This is a genomic window from Mycobacterium sp. NGS40 (assembly GCF_059812735.1).
This window is the reverse complement of record NZ_JCALDG010000045.1, coordinates 1-17,201: the sequence shown is the minus strand read 5'-3', so window position 1 is coordinate 17,201 and position 17,201 is coordinate 1. Positions and strand designations below refer to the sequence as shown.

The following is a 17,201-nucleotide window of genomic DNA, read 5'->3' as shown; positions in this document are numbered from 1 at the left end:
CCCCCCAACGCTTTTCAGCGATTTCGCCTTACCGAGTAGCTGTAGGGCGGCCGTCGAGCCGTGGATGCCGATCTTGGAGTACAGCTGGTCAAGATACCAGCGTTCGTTATCGCGCTTGCCGCGCCACCCGGCTGATTCGAACACGCTGCGGGCGTAGTTCTTGTCGCGCCAGGTGTTACACAGTTCGAGGATGTCGGCGTCGGCGTTGATCAGGTGATAGGAGCTCGAGGCGTCGGTGTCGGCGCCGGCGGCCAACCATTTCAGGACCAGCCCGGTGATGACGGTGTCGTCGCTGCCCGTGTAGGTGATCGCCACCGCTGACCAGGCCGGACCGCTGCCACGCAGATACATCGGCTTGGCGCGTTCGCCGGCCTCCTGGCGCTCACCCCACAGTCCACGAATGTATTTGTCGACGGTGCGCTTACCGAGGTTGGATCCAGCCGCGGTGCTGTCGCTTGAGGCGTTGAAGTTCCGCCGCGACGCCGACAGGAATGCCAGCGAGACCGCGTCCAGCAGTGAGGATTTCCCGCTTCCCGAGGCGCCGGTGATCAACGTGCCGTTGCGGCTGAGGTGCACGTCGTGATAGCCGTCGAATACACCCCAGTTGATGACCTGCAGCCGAGACAGCCACACCTGCCGCGCCGGCGAGCTAATCGTCATTATCGCGGTCCTCGTCGTCGATCAGCGTGTCCTCATCGTCGGCTGCGGTCTCGGCGCCGTCGGGATCGGCCGCGGGTAAGTAGCTGCTCGAATTCCTTGCTGAGTTCGTCGACCATCTGTCCGGTCATGATCGCCAGGATCACCGGGCTGATGGCGTAGGTGTCGTCGTCGGGGGTGCGCAGCAGGATCTGCGTTTTGACCAGCTTGGTGATGGCCTCGTCGATGCGGTTGCGCAGCATGGCTTCGTCGCGGTCGACCCTATGCCTGACATTACCGAAATGGTCGTGGATGTCAGCCTTGCTGATCAGCACATGCTCGTCGTGTGAGGTGCGCATGATCTTGGCCAGATGCAAGGCCACGATCGAGGCGTAGGTGCCATCGGTTCGCGGCGTAACACCCTGCGGCTGTGCTGATTTGGGCTGTCCAGCATGGCCGGTTCGGCGTAGGCGACTTCGAGGTCGTCGTGGATCCGTAGCCGCAGGTCAAGCTCGCATAACCGCGAGGCCAGCACTTTGCGGTGCTCCATCAGCCACGCCCACCGCTCAGGGGACTCCTGCTTGGTCATGTAGCGGCGGGTCAGCAGGTTTTGCAACGCCCAGCATGCCTGGTTGGACAATTCGCTGACGTCGCCGTCGAAGCGCGGCATCCGCACGGCATCGGCAACCGAGGCATCGACGTCGACGTCGGGCAGGTCGTCGAAGTTGAAATTGTCCAGGTGTGTGCTCACAGCCCTCCTGCGCTGGGTACTCGGTCACGAAACATCAACGCCGGCACCTCAATTTCCCGGTCGACGCCGTCGCGGGAACGGAACCGCACCCGCGACGCTGCCGCCGAGGCCGCGGCATCGGGGTCTTGGCGCACTGCCAACGCCCACAGCACCACCACATCACCGAGGTATGGGGCATCGACCATGCCGATCATCTCCGGCAACGACACCGGTCCCGCCTGCACGGCGGTGTTTACCAGTTCTGTCAGTTGCGGAATGTCGACCTGGCTGGCCAGACCGGTGAACCCGCTCAGGTCAGCCGTGGACTCGGCTTGCAGCGCGGGTCGCGGCGGTGAGGGATCCTGAATGTCGAAAGCGATCGCACCCACACTGGTCAACGCCGACCGCCCAATCGGCAACTCAGCCCGCGTAGGGGAGTCGACCACCGACTGTCGCAGCAACGCATGCCCAACACCGATGGCGTCGTTGATCTGGCGGGCCAGGCCGCGTGCCTGCTCGGCGGTGCCGGCCGCGAAGAACCGTTTGATCCGCCGCGCGCAGCGTTGCTCGATCCGGAGTACCTCACCGATCTGCTCGGCGACCCGTGGGAAGAACTGCACCATGACCTCGCGCAGGCTGCGTCGAGGTCGGGTAGGGATTCAACGACGGTGGTGATGTCTGAGCGAAGTCGGGCCCGCCGGTCTGGGTCTTGCACCATCCGGGTGAAGGCGGTGTAGGAAGCCCGCTCCCGAGAGTCGAGCAGTGCCTCGTAGTCGGTGAACAGTCGCCGCGACCGGTCCCGAAACGCGGTGTCGGAATCCTCGGGACCTTCGATCAGCGCCGTGGTGATCTCGTTTTGCATCCCGCCGTAACGCAGGATATCGGTAATGACCTGCTCCATCTGATAGGCAATCGCCCGTCCTTCATCGGCGAGGTCGACCAGATTTGGCTCGGGTCGGCGCCCCTCGGCGAGATCCTCGAGCTGGCGGTAGAGCGCCTCGATCTGCTCCTCGAGGTCGATGCGGATCCGTTCGGGATCGCCGTCGAGCTGCGAGGCGATCCGCTTGAGACCACTGGCGATACTGACCATCGACCCACCGGTTGCCACGTTGTCCGCGCGCCGCAGCCGCCGTAGAAACGCCAGCACGCTTCGGGCATCCTCAGTCAGGGAGCACACGTTCTGCGAGGCCTGACCAGTGCCATCGGAGAGTCGGTTCAACCACCCCGAACTGGCCCACCCTTTGATCAGCCCCAAGCCAGTCTGATCCGGCAGTCCCACCTCATTTAAATCCTGCTCGATACGCGAGACAAGTTCTGCCTCAGTGATTTTCGCGCTCCCATCCAGGTGCCGTTCCATCAACGTCACGTAGGCAGCCAAATTCTTGGCGGCGAACAGCCGTACCGCCGGCGCATCCTGCAGCGACTCATTCGACGCGAACAGCTCACCGACCTCGAGGCCACTCATTGGGCGCCTCCCCGTCTCGGTCCGTGTGCGTCCTTCATTATCCCGGTCCGGCCGACAGCCAGTATCGAAATGCGGATCGCGCGGCAGGATGAACCCGTAACAGCACACGAGTTCCGTAACGACGACAGCGGCTAGGCGACATCGCTGTCGACCCATCGCGCTGGGTACCTGCTCAACGTTGCAGCCAGCCCACAGTCCGCCGAGGCCAAGGTGCACCACTTCCGCTGCTCGCACATCGCCCCTTGTGACGGTAAGTCCGCGACCGGCCCGTATAGGAAGGTCCGTGCCGTCGAGTTGGCCGAGCTCGAGCGGTGGGCGGCCGAACACGTGCATCCCTTGCCGTCGGCATGCCGGTCCTGCCACCGCGTTCGGCCCGACACACCATGCAGGTTCGGGATCAACCACACTGCCGCTGGGTTACACGCGACGTTGCGCGCGCAGCAACGCTATTCAATGCCGGGTGTTGTCGGCGACCGCCAAATCGGGGACGCGGGTCGCAAACGGCCTGGTTAGAGGCCACGGTTGGCCGGTAGGATGAGCCAAGGCTTAGAGGAGGTGCAGTCGTGGAACGCCGGACACCAAAGAAGGTGGTGGTGTCGAAGGCTGCGGTCAAGAAGTCAGGGGTGCGCGCCACGAAGGCCTCCGCCAAATTGGAGGGCCGTGTGGTTCCCGCTGGCTACAGACGGTCGGCCACCGTAAGGGCCTACATCGCGAAACAGCAGCCGCCTAAGCGCTGATGCCGCTGACGCCGGGCTACGGTGAGACCCCACTTCCACATGACGAACTGACTGCGCTACTCCCTGAGGTGGTCGACCTGCTGGGCACGCCCATCACCCGCGCTGCCGTGTATGACCTCGAACAAGGGCTTCAGGATCGGGTGTTCGATGAACTAATGCCGGGTGCACTCGACGGCTCGTTGCCGCTCGACGAGCTCCTCAGTGACTACTTTGTCCGCGACCTCCACGCGCGGATGTACGGTCCGGTGTGGAACTGGGCCGGACGGTGGCGGCGATTGGAGCTGAACATCGGCGTACCGCCGGAGCAGATTGCCGTTGAACTACGAAGCGCGCTTGACACCATCGCTTACCGATGGGAGTACACCGACGACTGGACGCCTCGGCAACTGGGTATCGTGGTGCACGCCGAGACTGTGCGCATCCATCCATTTACGGATGGAAATGGGCGTACCACAAGGTTTCTCGCTGACTTGGTGTTCGCGACAGCTCAAGATCCCACCGAACTGCAATACGACTGGGAGCTTGACAAGACGCGGTACATCCAGCTGCTTCGGGCTTACGACGGACACCGAGACGTGGCCGATCTTGCGGCTTTCGTTGGTGTGGAGCCGATCGAGCCCTAAACCCCTGCGAGATTCACGGATCAGAGTTTGCCTGCGACCGGCGCGCCCGCGATCCACGTAGCGACCAGGGAATAAATTCAAGACGCCCCGAGAACCCGGCAACGTCGATCGCGTGCCTCGTAGGAAATGAAGCGCTTCGTGAGACAAACCGCACGCAGCCGCAGTGAGACAGAAACGAAAACCTCAGGTCAGACAAGTCGGCAGATGCGGCCGAACGCGAGAACCTACAACCAACGCAGGCCTCTTATCCATCGGATGCCGATAAGAACGAAGGGACTGTCGACGACGCGGACCGCGCCGCCGTACTGGCGATGTTCACTGTCATGCGCGACGTGGTCGAGACGTTTGCGCCGCGGTTGCAGATTATCGTGACCGATCACGCTGACCTCGTTGACAAGGGTGGTTCCAGAACGCGGTAGAACATCGGTGGCCAGCGCCCCTTCATCGACCTGACGGGAGTTAAAGGATGAGCTGGCATTTGCAGCGAAGATTGACACGCACGCACTGATTATCGAACAACAACGTCAGCTCGGCTAAACATCTGATCGCAGTCGTGGGTCAGGCGTGCCTACACGACGACGGGTTGTCGAACTCGCCGGTAAGGATCTCGGAGGGCTGACGCATTCGGGAGTTATCGGTAAAAAAACTGCTGCGACAGATGCTTCGAATTAATTGCCGGGAACTCGCATTCCGGCGTCTCCGAGTGGGTGGGTCGTTGAGTCGAAGAAGAAGAGATCTTGGTCCGGCAAGTTTGCGCGGTAGGTAGCCTTTGTTGCCACCACTGACGCGGGGTCGGCGACGGGGTAGACCGAGACGGCGACCGCGCGTCGACCTCCGTTGCGCACAGCTTGCACGATGTGGCCGTCCTGAGGACCGAAGCTTGCGCCGAATATGATCACGGGATCGTCGTTCTGGGTCAGTTGCTGATATCCGAAGGACAGATAGTCGGATCGGCGTATCGCACGTTGCTTCTGCTCGGACCGTCCTTCGCTGACGATTAATGGAAGCCGATTCGGGCTGGAGGACAAAGCATTTCCAAGTCGTGAGAGGAGTCCACCTTGTCGCTGGTTGGTCCATTTCCCAGTTTCTCCGGTCCGCGTGTCTTGCCACAGGTGGATACCGCCGTGGAGGAACACCAGACCAGTCGCAGAAGTCGACCTGAGCTCCGTGTCTGCGGGGTCGAACGGGTTATTCCAGAAAAAGTCGACAATCTCAGCCGCCGATAGATCGTTCATTAGAGCCCAGTAGGTGAGGAGATCGTAGTTGAGTGTGAAAACCCAGCGATGCTGATCGAGTACCGAGGCAATCCGCCGGATTTGGTCTGTTGGCAGTCTGCGCCACGGAATGTGGACCCGCTGAATGGCATTGACGAGTTCAGCGCGTACGTGAGAGTAGAGCTCATGTATGTGGCCGCTGTCTTGGCTGAGCGCTTCCGAGACGCGCTCAGCGTGCCAGAGGCTCTCCATGACTTCCTCGAAGTTCACCGTTTGGAGGTCTGAAAAGAGCTGTGTAGCAGACGTGTTGAGGCCCGCATGGTTGAGCAGCTCCGAATAGGCGAACCTGCCCCATATATTGATGCTCAGCCCGTTGCCGATGAGGAGAGTGGGCCAAGTGGCTCCCGCGAGCGCAGACCAATCGTGAAGTTGATCGTCATCGGAATTCGGCGTCATGACTGCCGCATGCCTTTCAGCTCGAAGCGGGGCGCTAGCGAGTGTTGGCTAGCGAGTACTCAAGTGATCTGGGCTGTGCCGACGCCGATTCGGCTCGCCGTGCCCTCCGCCTTCCCACTCTCCGGTAACCAACCATATTTCGTAGTAGAACAGCCACTCGCTAGTCCACGGCACTGTGGTGTGCGCGATGTACATGTTGGGCGCCCACTCTCCCGGAAGGTGCAGGCACAACTTTTCGCCTGGGAACGTATGCGGCAGTTCATCAGCGTCGCGGTGGAGCTCGAGCTTCGGTGTGACGACTCGTACGTCGGGTGATGCGCCGAGGCGGTAGTCGATCTTGATGCGGTAGTGACGAGACACTTGCGTTGGCTGGAGGTCAGCAGTGATGGTCAGGCGAGTACCGTGTCCGAGACTGACCGTAGCGTCGGGAAGTGCGCTGTGGATGGCGAATGCCTGTTGGCTGATCGTCAGGCGGCCGTTAGGCGCGGCCACGGCCGTAAAATCCATGTGGGGGAGTGGGTCGACCCGACCCGATGACGAGTGCGCCTGTCCCCGAGGCGATTCCGAGTCTTCTCTGCCCTCTGAGGTCAACGGTGGTTCGCGCCCAGTTGGCCGCGGACTTCGCGAGTACCCCTCGGTCGAACGTACCGCTGAGGCGGTCGACGAGGACGTCCAGACCCGAATCCCGTGCATTGGCAGCGGTTTCGATGTCGTGTTGGATCCTGCGAAGCCAGCTGTTGAAGGCCTGCCGTCGATGCGCGGTGTCGGGTTCGTTCCACTTGTCCACGAAGTTTTCCTTGGGCTGTGCCGGATTGAGGACCAGCCAACGGCCGTTGGACGTCTTGATGAAGTTCGGCATGTCGTCGATAACCTCGAGGAGGGCGTCGCCGAGGTCGTCTTGGCCTTGGTAAGCGTGTGCGGCGAGGGTGGTGATCAGGACCGACGGGGGCCGGTTGTCGACGTCGTTGGCGAAGTCGAGGTAGCAGTGCCATTTCAGTACCTGGACTAGTCGCTGCAGTGTGGAGCGCACCGCCCAGTTGGGGACATCGGCGACGTTCTCCGCGCGGGCGCTGGCGGCGATCTTGCGTCGCATCTCCTCGGACCGGCCGCGGAACCAGATGGCGTAGTCCTTGGGATTGGCGTGCTGCCATGGCCTCAACTTGGTGTCGGTGAGCAGGATGCCGTTCGGCGATGTGCGGAAATCGGTGTCGATGACAGCGGGCAGCACGTCGAGGTGAAACCCCTGACTGGAATAGGAGAGTGTCCAGCACCGGCGCTTCTCGAAGAAGGCATCGGGTGCGTCGTCGGACCCGAACTTGTAGTCGTTGTAGTCATCGAGCATGCCGCCGACGCGCTCCTTCAAGTCGGCTTGAGTCGTGTCGTCCTTGGTGATCCCGTCGCGGAAGACCAGGTCGATGTCGTACTCGGTCCGCTGCGGCGGGAAGATTGCGGTGCCGAGCAGGAAGCCGCCCTGCGGGTAGACGCTGCAACGGGCGCCGCCGTTGTCGGCGAGGAAATTTCCGACGTCCTGGTAGCGGGCCACGACGATCTTCTGGAGATCGGGTGGGATGTCGAGCAGGTCCACTGCTCCGGCGAGCAGGGCGGACAGTGGATTCATCGTCATGGTGCTCATAGCGCCCCTCAGCGGCTTGTCTCGGCTGTCGATGTCGTGAATTGGTAGGTGGTGCTGCCAGTGACGCGGTCGTAGATGTGCAGCGGGGGGTGGGCGGCACGCATGAGGTGGCGTCCCATGCTGACGGCCGCGGCGGCAGGTACGGCGGAGAACGTCGGGATCGCCTGGACACCGGGGTGCTGGGCCTCGACAGCGGCCAGGACCTCGCGCCAGGTTCGGCTGAAGGCGTCGAGGGACCCCGCGCTCCCGATGAGCCCGGGGATGGGCAGGCTGTCCGCCGGCCGCAGTTCGTAGATCGTGTAGCTATCGTCGATCTCGTCCGGGAGCCGGTTCCGGTCGACGGACCCGGACACCGACACCAGCAGTGCCACCTTTGTTCGGTTGCTGCCGACCCGGACCCTGGTGAAGTGGAATCCGACGTCGCGCGCGCTGGCAGTCCATCCCCAACCTTCGTCGCCGTCGCGCCGCTTGGGATAGAGATCGACGGGGACGGTGTCATCGAGAAGCGTCCCCAGCAGGATCAGCACCGGGATGCGGGCGAGCGGAAAGACCGACAGGTGGGTGACCCTGCCCTTGGCGACCAGGGTGCGCAGGCGGTCGAGGCGCTCGTCGAGGTGAGCGTGCGCCGAGGCCCAGTAGACGGAGGTGCCGTCGCGTTCACCGGGCAGCGGGCGCAGATCGACCTCGTACTCGTCGGCGCCGCGAAGGGCCCAGTCGGGGAACCGGTTGCGGGTGAAGAGGGCCTCTCGGATGCGGGCATCGGTCAGATCGACCGCCTGATCGTGGATGTTGCCGATGACTCGGAGCACCGTGGTCGATCTATCGTGGCCCATCGCGGTCAGGCCCCGCACCCGGGACTCGTGCTTGCGCTTCATCGCACGCAGGGTGTCCGCGTCGTACACGGCCCACAGCGACTTGTCGTCGATGACCTTGTGCTGGTCGTAGCACAGCAGTAGAAGGTTGTCGGCTTCGCCGCGCAGTTCCACCGCTAGGCTTTCTGAGCCTCGGGGGGACCCGTCGGCGGTGGACCAGCCGACGATGTGCGCGAGCTGGCCGATCATCACGTCCTGCCCGGTGGTCTCGTCGTCGAGCAGGTAGCGGTTGCAGATGGTGCAGCGCCCACCCGCCGCGACCCAAACCCGCCGGGCAACGCGCTCGGACACCGTTCGAGTCTGCCCGCCGGGGCCGACGACCGTGTTGGAGGCAAGAGCGTCATCGACGCTTAGTGCGGTCCCTGGCGACGCCACCGTCAGGCCTTCTCGCGAAGCGTGGTCTTGGGATTCCTGGCGGCTTCGGCGGCGCGGACATACTGACCGTCGACGGCGCTGCGGTAGCGCGCGCCGGGTCCGCCGCTAGTGCCGGGTGATTCCCGTACGGAGGTCCTCGGATGGCGGGCTGCGGCCGCCTTGCTGATGTAGCGACCGGTGATCGCGCTGCGATAGGGCATGACGTCTCCTCGATGGAACGAAGGGCCTCGTGACCCTTTCGGGGGGATCTGACGTCACATCTCCCGAATCGTTCGGGGTAGAGCCTTCCGCCAGATCACACGCAGTCCCGGCACAGTTCGCTGCCGGGGTCGAACCGAGACGGGTGCAGGGTCAGAAAGCATTTGGGGCACGTTTTGTCCTTCTTGGCGCGCGCGACGTGGCATCCGCAGTGACCCTGCGTGCACCGCGGTTCGGCACACCGACTGCAGTGGTCAGCGACGGTGAACGAGTCGTCACAGGTCTCGCACGTCCACGATCGCGCGCCGCCGGCGCCGCCGGTGTCGGGCCGGGGTAGTGCCAGTGGTTTCCAACCGGCTTTGTCGGAGGCGAGCACGGCGACGAGGTAGTTCGCGTCGAACCACCGTGCCTGACCATAGACGGTGTCGCTCCTCCCGCCGTTGCGGTAGCTGACGTGCGTCTCGTCGCGGGTGGCTCCGGCTCGGAGGTTTCTCAGTGCCGCTTCGATCAGCGGGGTGTGTGACTGGTCGGAGTTCTTCGCCGGCGGAATGAAACTCTTCGGTGCGGCGAAGCGCACCACGCCCACGCTGTCGAGCAGCACGACGACTCCGGCGCCCTGGAGATGCCGGGCAGCCCACACGCAGCACGCTTCCCTCGATGCCGATGAGTGCAGGCTGTACAAATCGACCACGTCCTGTGCGGTCGGTCCACGTGGGCCTATTCGGGTGCGCAGTTCGTCATCGGGGAGCAGGACACCGGCGGCGAACGCGTCGCAGGCCTCCTCTTCGAACAGGTCCGGATTGCTGTATCCGAACACCGTGTTCCCGAGGGCGATGTCGGTCTGCTGCAGGTGGTGGCCGAGTTCGTGGAGCGCGGTAAACCCGCGGCGGGCGTACGACAGAGAGTTGGTCACGACGAGCGTAGCCGGGTTCGGCTGGTAGCTGCCGGCAACGGAACATCCCGAACCGTCCGACGACTCGTCGATCTCGATGACTGTGACATCGTGCCAAAGCTCCAATTCACCGAGCGGATCCGTGCGCAAGCGGGCGACGGTGCCGGGGCGGATACGCTCGGCGACGGCCTCCATTTGCTTGGCCTGTGCCTGCGCTTCTGTGGTGTACATGCCGCGCATCACGGGGCACCGTAAGGTTCTGCCAGCATGCGGAACTGTGCCAAGCGGGCCCGCCAGTCGGGTTCCTGGGCGCCGGTCTGACGTGCTGCCCGAGCGAACATCTCATAGCTGGCCGCCAGGCGGGCGTCCTCTTCGCGGCCGCCGGCGCGTTGTGTGTGCGCGCGCCAGACCTGGCGCCACCGAGGATGGTCTACTTCCTCGACGAACCGGGCGGGCAGCGGTTGGACGGCCCCGGCGACTACGGCCTCGTCGATACCGGTGACCCTGGCAACAGCCGACGCGATCTGCGGGGACACCGGCCGTTTGCCCCGAAGTAGGCTCATGACTGCCGGCTGGTCCAGACCCAACGGCGACAGCGCAGACACGAGCACCTCGAGATCGACGTTCGTTCCGAGTATCGACGCCAGCGTGGGGACGGGCTGGCTATCGCCGTCGCCCGCAACCGGCAATGCCGGGCTGGACCGCAACGCGATGAGGTCGTCGGAGATCGTGGCTCTGACTTGGATCGACGTCTCGAACGGGTGTGACGGGGCGCGGCCGCGGCGGACACCGTCGGGGAGGCTCGTCGAATCGGGATCCGATGCCCAGGCCGACGTTCCATCCGTTAGCTCGTCAATGATCTCGTCGAGGACCCGCATCGGCAGGGTGGTGCTCAGTCCCGCCCAGAGGGTGGCGTCGGTGCCGAATGCCGTTGACCTGTCATCGAGCACGAAGCAATCAGCGTCTTCGGCCGACGGGTCCACGGTCAGCGGAATGACATCTAACTCTGTTCCTTCGATCTGGCGAATCACGACTAGCCTGCGTATGTCATCCCATGATGCTCGCCAGATCTGTCCGGGGTGTATCGGGTGATCGCGGGTGTCGCCGAAGCGCGCCCGACGTCGCGCAGAAGACAGTTGTGGGGCTGCTGCGCGACGAGCCAGTTCGAGTAAATCTTGCGCCGTCGCACGCTTGCTCACGTGGTTGCTCCGTTTCGCATCTGCTGGGGGTGGGCGGTCCCCTGTGGTCGAGTCTGACGACTCATGTCCGGGGTCATCCGGCATCGGATACGCCGCATAGAGCAATCACCTCCCGGACGATGTCTTCGGCATCGCCACTGGTACCTGCTAGTTCGCGAATCCTGGCCTTCAGTCTGGCGGTGAAGGCGGCGCTTTGCGTACGGCCCTTTCCCAGTTTGAGCCGAACGGCAGCGCTGTCGTGCAGCATCGGCACGATCTCGCGCTCAGTGGCCGTGAGCCGGCCGGCGATCTCGGCTGCGGCGCTCGCGACGTCCAACGCAACCTCATCGGCGATGAGGGTCTCCTCGGGGTCGAGCGTTGTAGCCGCGACATCGATCGGGTGGTCGTCATCGTCGATCGACGCAACGGTGGGGTCCAGCGCCGCGGCGAACCGATTGGCGAACACGGCTACTAACTGCGCGATCTCCAAGCTCCCGCCAGCCGTAGCCAGTACCGCATCGATGATCGCGACCAAGGAGTCGCGGTCCGCGAGAGGCGCGCGCCGCGTGGCGCTGGACCACTTCGGTACCCGGACCTCGCGCACGCTCCACGCCGTGGCGGTGAGGTCGGCGATGCTGCCCACCCACGGTGCAGCGTTGCTGCCCGCGATTCGCCATCGGCCGGCACCGTCTTGGCCGGCGGCAACGCGTTCAAAATCCGACGCTGTGTTTAGCACCTTCTCGAGAGTGCGACGGATATGCCCTATGCCGGTTTCCCTTGCGCGATCGATCAACCAATTCCTTATCGAAGTTCGCAGTAGCTTTGCAAGCGAGTCGTCGTTCGTCGCCTGGCCGAGCAGTGATGCAGTGAGGGGCCTCACGCGATCGACGAGGAAGTCCTGCACGACGTCCTCGAACTCCAAGTGCGCCAACGGGAGGAACCGGCGCAGTTCCTCCCGTAAGAGCTTTTCGACGATGGCCAGGCATTTTTCACCGAGGTGCCCGGCCTCCTGCAACTCTTTAAACGCTGAAATGACGCGTCCGCCCTCCCCGTCGATCGACCCAGATCAGTTGTAGCACCAGGAGGCGGCCAGCTCCGGGGTGCCGATCGGGTGCGTCGGTGGCGAGTCACTAGCTCTGAGCATCACCCACGGCCAGCCCACCGACGTAGGAGGTTGTATTTCCGGCGGTTCTGATTTAGGCAATGGCTAAACTGTTGCCGCACAAATCGATGCGAAGCTAGTGATGCCAAGCGGCCATTCGTCGTGACGACCGACGCTCTCTTTCGCACGCCCAACAATTCCGACCAGACAGCGATCTCAGCGAGCGTGGACTCGGCAACGGGAAGTTCGATGGTCGACACCGTGCAGACTAGGACGGGGTCGATCGCCAGGGGCACCGATCCGATGGCTTCGTGGAGGTTGACGTACCGGACGGCGCGAGCGCCGAGGGCCTGCAGCTGTGCCAGCTCGACGTCATTGAACATGGTGCAGAATTCGTCGGTGACCTTAAAGTGCAAGTCGTCTGGATGGGGGAGCGCGATCTCGACCCGGTGCAGTACCTCGTCTCGGAGAGATCGGCACAGTCCTGGTCTGTCGAGTCTGCGCAGAAGGTTTTCGATCGTGGCCTCGTAGGTGCCCAGGTGCACGGCTAACGACAGTTTGGTCGCGATAATCCTGTCGGGGTCGAGAATGCTAATACGCCCCGCCGTTTGCATCGCCATGGCGGTGACATCGGCGGTGTAGGCCTCCAGATCGGGCCAGTTCTCGTATCTGCCGCTGTGATACCAGACTAACCGACAGACTGAATCGGTCTGCAGTGCAATATCTTCGGTGTGGCGCAGTGTCGAGGATAGGTCGGTGACGTCGACGGCGGTGCCGCAGGCGCACACCGAGAAGCCGGTGCACTGCAGCTCGAATAGGTCGGCCTCGACCTCGACGCGGCCGCCGCAGCCGGCACACGTGAACCAGTAGCTGTAGCCGAATCCGGTCGGCGGAGGTCGACGGCGTCACTACCGGACATCGCGAGGGATCTTCCCCGGCAGCGCACTCAGCCGCCTTAGATGCTGTCCGCCGCCGTTAGTGGCCGCGGCTGCCGCTAGGTGACACCAATCACGCGGTTCGCACAGAACTAGGCTGAACTGGGCTTTTGCAACGAAGATTAACAAGCTCTTGCGACACGCCGAAGTCCTGTCAAAGTAGGCAGGCGTGTCCTGTCAATCTTCGCCGCATCTCGACAGCTGCTGCTGCTGCTGGTGGTGGTGTCCAGAAACGCGCGAAGGAATTGAAAGCGCACACTCCATTGCTAGAACATTGGGAGTTGTGGCGGGCGGGCTGAGTCAATTAGGTTGAACGACAAGCGATTACGGCATGTAGCGGCAGTGGGCGGCGCGCTCGCACCGGCGACGTTTCTCAGTATAGGTGGTCGGTTCTTGTTAATCTTCGCTGCATCTCGCTAGGAGCGGCAACGGGCTGTCACCGTGCACGAAGTTTGTCGGTGGCTGTTGTTAGGGTGAGCGGTGTAAGGGCACGCCATGGGGGTGGGCCTCGTTCACTCAAAGGGATTGTGTGATGGCTGATTTGGCTACGACGGTGACAGTGATTGATGCGGCGGCGCGGGCGGGTGTAGCCGTGCTTCTGTGGAGCGATCCGGGTACTGGCAAGTCCAGCGTTGTACGGGCGTTGGCGGCGGCGGATCAGGTTCCAGTGGAGACGTTGATTGGTTCTCAGCGTGAACCTGTTGACATCGCGGGATGGCCGGTGGTGGTCGATGGATCGGTGCAGACGGTTGCACTGCCGGATTGGGCGAAAACGCTTGTGGACGCTGGTGGCGGGTATCTGCTGCTGGACGAGTTGACCACGTGCTCTGCTGCTACGCAGGCAGCGATGTTGACGGTGGCGCTGGAACGAATGGTTGGTCGTCACAAGCTGCCTACAGGGGTGCGAATCGTCGCGGCGGCTAATCCGCCTGATCGTTCTGCCGGTGGCGTAGACCTCACACCGCCGATGGCTAATCGGTTCCTGCACATCATGTTTGAGCCATCCACGGACGAGTGGCTCACGGGCATGCGGGCTGGATTTCGCACGCTCCCGGCGTCTCGGGCGATTGCCGCCGACGAGTTGCGGACGGCTGACGAGGTGGGGGCGGTCTGTGCGTTCATCGAGGCCCGTCCTGAACTGTTGCACCATTACCCCGATACCGACGAGGCGGCTGGACGGGCGTGGCCGTCGCGGCGGTCGTGGGACGCGGCGGCGCGAGTGCTGCCGTTTCTGCGGGCTGACGACACTGCCAGCATCACGGCGGTGGTGTTCGGCCTAGTAGGGGATGGCGCTGGCAGTGAGTACTTGCAGTGGAAAGCGAGTATGGATTTGCCTGCGGTGGCTGACGTGATCGCAGACCCGTCGATTGTGGACTGGGCCTCGGCTAGGCCGGATCAGGTGTGGGCGGTGCTGTCGGGAGTGGTCGCGTGGGCGTCGAGCAAAGGCACTACCGAAGCGTGGGTGACCGGCTGGGGTCCGCTGGTGGCGGCGGCGACGAGCGGAGCGCCCGATGTGGCGGGTGCGGCTGCCAGAGCGTTGGCCGTCGCGCGCCCAGCAGGCGCGAAAGTGCCTGCGGCAGCGCGGAAGTTCCGCGATGTGCTGGTCGCGGCGGGACTCGATGCTGAGCGTGCCGCATGAGTGCGGCAGTGCGGGTACTGACCTCCGACGAGTGGAGGCGGGTGCGGTTGGCACGCATGGCGGCAGTGGAGGCGATGCCCTACTTCGCGCGGGCGGTGTTCGCGATGGTGCCGGTGGCCATGCCAGGGCTGGGTACCTTTGCAGTGGACCGGCACTGGCGTCTCTACATTGACCCGGCGATGCTCGGTAGCGCCGATGGGTGGACGATTCCGCAGGCCGGTGCCGTCATGCTGCATGAGGTCGGGCATCTACTGCGGGAACACGCCGCGCGCGGGGATGCGGTGGACATGCCTGTGGACCGGGCGATGTGGAACATCGCTGGGGATGCGGAGATTAATGACGACCTGTTGTCGGCTGGCCTGGGATTGCCCAGCGGGGCGGTGACCCCGGCTGGGATTGGCTGCCAGGACGGGCATGCTGCGGAGGTCTACTACCGCCATCTCGTTCCGCCACAGGCGGCGCGGGCGTTTCCGGGAGCCGACGAGACCGGTGTGGGCTGTGGTTCCGGGGCCGGTGATACCCCGGTTTCGGGTGAGTTGCCCGCGGAGGCCGACTTGGGCAGCGGGGCCGGATTGTCGAAGGCGGCAGCCGATCTGGTGCGCGCAGCGGTGGCGCAGGCGGTGCAGACGGCGGCGAACTCGGGCGGTGCGGGGCGAGGCACAGTGCCCGCAGGTGTGCAGCGGTGGGCGGCGGCGCAGCTTGCCCCTGCGGTTGTGCCGTGGCCGAAGGTATTGCGTGCGGCGGTACGACGCGCCGTCGAGGATCAGGCGGGACAGGTGCATCACTCGTGGCGTAGGCCCAATCGGCGTGCGATGGGAGGACTGATTCTGCCGACGTTGCGAGCGCCGAAAATTGCGGTCGATCTGATTGTCGACACTTCGGGGTCGATGGGCGATGACGACCTGGCGTCGGCATTGTCCGAGACGCGAGGGGTGCTGCGCCAGACTGGTGCAGCGACAGTGCGGGTGACGTGCTGCGATGCTGCGGCGACGACACCACGGCTGGTCCGGTCAATCCATGAGGTCAACCTGACCGGTGGTGGCGGCACCGATCTTCGGGTGGGCATTGCGGCAGCGTTGGCAGGTCGACCGCGCGCCGACGTGATCGTGGCGTTCACCGATGGCGGCACCCCATGGCCGAACCGTCGTCTGCCAGTGCCCCTGATCGTGGCTCTAATCGGGCAGCACGCGGCCAACACCGCGCCGGGTTGGGCAAGAACGGTGCGGGTAACCCCGGCTTCGGGATCGGTGAGGGTGTGAGCACGCGGGGAGGGTTCACGGCGTGGGCAGACACGGTGCTGGCCGGAACGGGGTGGACTGCTGCGACCGTGCGCGAGGCGGCGCGACGGACCGAGGACGACCGCGCCACGGCGGCGCTGGCTGACGGCTTTGCCGCTGCGGCACGCGGCGTAGCTGTCGAGCAGGGCGGGAACGTGTGATGAGTGCGGCCCTGTTCGATCTGGCGCTGCGGGTGAGCGCGCGCGACGTGGGTGCGGCGGTGCCCCGGCTGCTGCACAATCCTGCACCCAAGCGGGAAGTGACCGTGGCGGTGAGCGCCAGGCGAGCCGGAGGGGCGATACGAGTGCAGGCCATCGGCCCCAACGGGCGGGCCGAAACCGGCAGTGGCGCTGCCGGTTTGGCGGCGATAGCGCGTGCGGCAGGTTGTGCTAACGGTGACTTGGGCGGGGGGCCGAGTGCGGTTGTCGAGGGCGGTGCGTCCCTTCGTGCCCTCGCGATCCTCGCGACTCGGTTCGCGGACCCGTCGCGCTGCGACTCGGTAGCGGTGGCGGCGGGATCGGCGTTGGCCGGGTGGTGGGTGGAGCGGGCGGCGCATCCCGGTACGACGGCGGTGGCTGACGTGCTGGCCGTGTCGAGGCAGCGGTACGTGCTGGGGGTGCCACCGGGCGCGGATCACCCGAATCTGTGGCGGCGGGCGTTCGGGGCAGCGGGCGGACTGGCCGGGGCGCACACGTGGCACCGGGCAGTCACTGCGGGGCCAGTGCTGCCCGGTTTGGAGCCGACGCGTGAGGACGATGATTGGCTGCTTGGGACATACCAGGATGCATTGAGCGATGGGCGGTCGTGGGATGTGCCTGAGTCGCTGTATCTGGCAGCTGTGCGGCTGCGCAGCAGATGCGACGCGGCGGATGTCTTCGAGGCGGCACTGCTGTGTGACCCACTGTGGCGGGCGCGCGGGATACATACCGGCCATGTGTGTACGGGTGACGTAGTGGTGGGCGTGTCCTCGGCAGGTACAGGGCGAGTGGTCGTGCACGCCAACCGGTTAGACACACGGCTGCGCGCCGGGACAGGGGTTATCGGCTGGGCGGGTGCCCCGATGGCAGACATGCCGGCTGTGGACGCACGCTTTAGCGGGGAAGTCGTGACGACCAGCGTTGAGGACGGCGCGTTGGCGGTGGCCATCGGCGGTCTGCGGCGCAGTGGTTACCGGCCCGCAGCGGGTGAAACCGTCACGGTGATTCCCGCGCCACCCAGCCCGTCGACTATCCGGTCAGG

Annotated in this window: 15 protein-coding genes and 3 pseudogenes; 6 read left to right on the top strand and 12 right to left on the bottom strand. The window is 64.4% G+C overall.

Annotated elements, in window-relative coordinates; all coding sequences use genetic code 11:
* The 3 genes and pseudogenes from AC5Y5O_RS30720 to AC5Y5O_RS30710 form a co-directional block, all read right to left on the bottom strand.
* Nucleotides 1-660: ATP-binding protein (locus AC5Y5O_RS30720; RefSeq protein WP_500028662.1), on the bottom strand; the 660-nt coding region annotated here is incomplete at its 3' end.
* 32 nt (nucleotides 661-692) lie between these two features.
* A pseudogene (locus AC5Y5O_RS30715) lies at nucleotides 693-1,225 on the bottom strand (DUF4194 domain-containing protein).
* Between the two features lie 158 nt (nucleotides 1,226-1,383).
* Nucleotides 1,384-2,831 (bottom strand): annotated as a pseudogene (locus tag AC5Y5O_RS30710) (DUF3375 family protein).
* A gap of 736 nt (nucleotides 2,832-3,567) precedes the next feature.
* Here AC5Y5O_RS30710 and AC5Y5O_RS30705 point away from each other — a divergent pair.
* Nucleotides 3,568-4,191, top strand: coding sequence for a Fic family protein (locus AC5Y5O_RS30705; RefSeq protein WP_036473936.1), 624 nt, complete (start codon nucleotides 3,568-3,570; stop codon nucleotides 4,189-4,191).
* Between the two features lie 287 nt (nucleotides 4,192-4,478).
* Nucleotides 4,479-4,610 (top strand): annotated as a pseudogene (locus tag AC5Y5O_RS30700) (DUF3732 domain-containing protein); the annotation flags it as partial.
* A gap of 249 nt (nucleotides 4,611-4,859) precedes the next feature.
* Here AC5Y5O_RS30700 and AC5Y5O_RS30695 read toward each other — a convergent pair.
* The 9 genes from AC5Y5O_RS30695 to AC5Y5O_RS30655 all read right to left on the bottom strand — a co-directional run bounded on the left by AC5Y5O_RS30695 (nucleotide 4,860) and on the right by AC5Y5O_RS30655 (nucleotide 12,899).
* A complete protein-coding gene (locus AC5Y5O_RS30695) occupies nucleotides 4,860-5,861 on the bottom strand; it encodes a DUF4917 family protein (protein WP_036473937.1) in 1,002 nt (333 codons plus the stop codon).
* Nucleotides 5,862-5,909: 48 nt separating this feature from the next.
* Complete coding sequence (locus AC5Y5O_RS30690) at nucleotides 5,910-6,368, bottom strand: type II CBASS E2 protein (RefSeq protein ID WP_198049007.1); 459 nt, start codon at nucleotides 6,366-6,368, stop codon at nucleotides 5,910-5,912.
* On the bottom strand, nucleotides 6,340-7,494 hold the full coding sequence (locus tag AC5Y5O_RS30685; RefSeq protein ID WP_036473938.1) for a nucleotidyltransferase domain-containing protein: 1,155 nt from the start codon (nucleotides 7,492-7,494) through the stop codon (nucleotides 6,340-6,342). The genes AC5Y5O_RS30690 and AC5Y5O_RS30685 overlap by 29 nt, the downstream gene beginning before the upstream one ends.
* Nucleotides 7,495-7,502: 8 nt before the next feature.
* Nucleotides 7,503-8,657, bottom strand: coding sequence for an SAVED domain-containing protein (locus AC5Y5O_RS30680; RefSeq protein ID WP_036473939.1), 1,155 nt, complete (start codon nucleotides 8,655-8,657; stop codon nucleotides 7,503-7,505).
* Nucleotides 8,658-8,743: 86 nt separating this feature from the next.
* Complete coding sequence (locus AC5Y5O_RS30675) at nucleotides 8,744-8,941, bottom strand: hypothetical protein (protein ID WP_036473945.1); 198 nt, start codon at nucleotides 8,939-8,941, stop codon at nucleotides 8,744-8,746.
* Nucleotides 8,942-9,036: 95 nt separating this feature from the next.
* Nucleotides 9,037-10,062 carry an ImmA/IrrE family metallo-endopeptidase gene (locus tag AC5Y5O_RS30670; protein WP_169718161.1) on the bottom strand — a complete coding sequence of 342 codons (1,026 nt, stop codon included), beginning with the start codon at nucleotides 10,060-10,062 and terminating at the stop codon, nucleotides 9,037-9,039.
* Nucleotides 10,063-10,070: 8 nt separating this feature from the next.
* Nucleotides 10,071-10,862, bottom strand: coding sequence for a hypothetical protein (locus AC5Y5O_RS30665; protein WP_036473952.1), 792 nt, complete (start codon nucleotides 10,860-10,862; stop codon nucleotides 10,071-10,073).
* 241 nt (nucleotides 10,863-11,103) lie between these two features.
* The gene (locus AC5Y5O_RS30660) at nucleotides 11,104-11,931 is read right to left on the bottom strand and encodes a hypothetical protein (RefSeq protein WP_500028661.1); all 828 of its coding nucleotides are present in this window, start codon (nucleotides 11,929-11,931) and stop codon (nucleotides 11,104-11,106) included.
* Nucleotides 11,932-12,152: 221 nt separating this feature from the next.
* Nucleotides 12,153-12,899, bottom strand: coding sequence for a hypothetical protein (locus tag AC5Y5O_RS30655; protein ID WP_036473957.1), 747 nt, complete (start codon nucleotides 12,897-12,899; stop codon nucleotides 12,153-12,155).
* A gap of 679 nt (nucleotides 12,900-13,578) precedes the next feature.
* Here AC5Y5O_RS30655 and AC5Y5O_RS30650 point away from each other — a divergent pair.
* The 4 genes from AC5Y5O_RS30650 to AC5Y5O_RS30635 form a co-directional block, all read left to right on the top strand.
* Nucleotides 13,579-14,685 (top strand): AAA family ATPase, encoded by a 1,107-nt coding sequence (locus tag AC5Y5O_RS30650; RefSeq protein WP_005115607.1) that lies wholly within the window; start codon nucleotides 13,579-13,581, stop codon nucleotides 14,683-14,685.
* The gene (locus tag AC5Y5O_RS30645) at nucleotides 14,682-15,944 is read left to right on the top strand and encodes a vWA domain-containing protein (RefSeq protein ID WP_005113446.1); all 1,263 of its coding nucleotides are present in this window, start codon (nucleotides 14,682-14,684) and stop codon (nucleotides 15,942-15,944) included. The genes AC5Y5O_RS30650 and AC5Y5O_RS30645 overlap by 4 nt, the downstream gene beginning before the upstream one ends.
* Complete coding sequence (locus AC5Y5O_RS30640) at nucleotides 15,941-16,123, top strand: hypothetical protein (RefSeq protein WP_005115606.1); 183 nt, start codon at nucleotides 15,941-15,943, stop codon at nucleotides 16,121-16,123. The genes AC5Y5O_RS30645 and AC5Y5O_RS30640 overlap by 4 nt, the downstream gene beginning before the upstream one ends.
* On the top strand, nucleotides 16,123-17,201 hold a 1,079-nt coding region (locus AC5Y5O_RS30635; protein ID WP_500028660.1), incomplete at its 3' end, for a hypothetical protein. The genes AC5Y5O_RS30640 and AC5Y5O_RS30635, both read left to right, overlap by 1 nt.